The 1,161-nt window shown below is 70.5% G+C and carries 1 protein-coding gene; it reads left to right on the top strand.

Annotation, left to right across the window (positions count from 1 at the left end; translation table 11 throughout):
* Positions 1-1,161 (top strand): mercury(II) reductase (locus JOD69_RS24485; RefSeq protein WP_210024376.1); only part of this gene is annotated, 1,161 nt, incomplete at both ends.

Below are 1,161 nucleotides of genomic sequence, written 5' to 3'. Positions count from 1 at the left end.
GTGCGCGCGGCCTCGGTGTCCTATCCGCAGCGCCGGGCCGAGATCGAGGCGGACGCGGGTGTGAGTCTCGACCCGTTGGTCGCAGCCGTCGCCGCGCTCGGCTACCGCGCACGGGTTGCCGACACGCAGAACAAGCCAGTCGGCCTGCTGAACAAGGCGCTGGGCTGGCTCGGTGGCGAAACGAAGCATGGTGGCGGTGAACAAGCGCTGCACGTGGCTGTGATCGGCAGCGGCGGCGCGGCGATGGCGGCAGCGCTGAAAGCCGTCGAGCAAGGCGCGCGCGTGACGCTGATCGAGCGAGGCACCATCGGCGGCACCTGCGTCAATGTCGGCTGCGTGCCGTCCAAGATCATGATCCGTGCCGCCCACATCGCCCACCTGCGCCGCGAAAGCCCGTTCGATGACGGTCTGCCCGCCGCAGCGCCGGCCGTGCTGCGCAAGCGGCTGCTGGCCCAGCAGCAAGGCCGCGTCGAGGAACTGCGCCATGCCAAATACGAAGGCATCCTGGCGAGCACCCCGGCCATCACCGTGCTGAGCGGCGAGGCCCGGTTCAAGGACGCGCGCACGCTGACCGTGGCGACCGCTGACGGCGGCACCCGCGAAGTGAACTTCGACCGCTGCCTGGTTGCGACCGGCGCAAGCCCCGCAATCCCGCCGATCCCCGGCCTGAAGGACACGCCCTACTGGACCTCCACCGAGGCGCTGGCGAGCGACACGATCCCTGAGCGGCTGGCCGTCATTGGCTCGTCGGTGGTGGCGGTCGAGCTCGCACAAGCCTTCGCCCGCCTGGGCAGCCGGGTCACGCTCCTGGCGCGCAGCACGCTGTTCTTCCGCGAAGACCCCGCCATCGGCGAAGCCGTCACGGCCGCCTTCCGCGCCGAGGGCATCGAGGTGCTGGACCACACCCAGGCCAGCCAGGTTGCCTATGCGGACGGGGCATTCGTGCTCACCACCGGGCACGGGGAAGTGCGCGCCGACAAGCTGCTGGTGGCCACCGGCCGCGCGCCGAACACGCGCAGCCTGAACCTCGCGGCGGCGGGCGTTGAGATCAATGCACAGGGCGACATCGTCATCGACCGCGCCATGCGCACGAGCGCACCGCACATCTTTGCCGCCGGCGACTGTACCGACCAGCCGCAGTTCGTCTATGTGGCGGCGGCG

It is taken from the genome of Methylocaldum sp. RMAD-M (assembly GCF_017832375.1).
Taxonomy (GTDB): domain Bacteria; phylum Pseudomonadota; class Gammaproteobacteria; order Methylococcales; family Methylococcaceae; genus Methylocaldum.
Note: the sequence above shows the minus strand (reverse complement) of the source record. Positions and strands in the feature narration are given on the sequence as shown.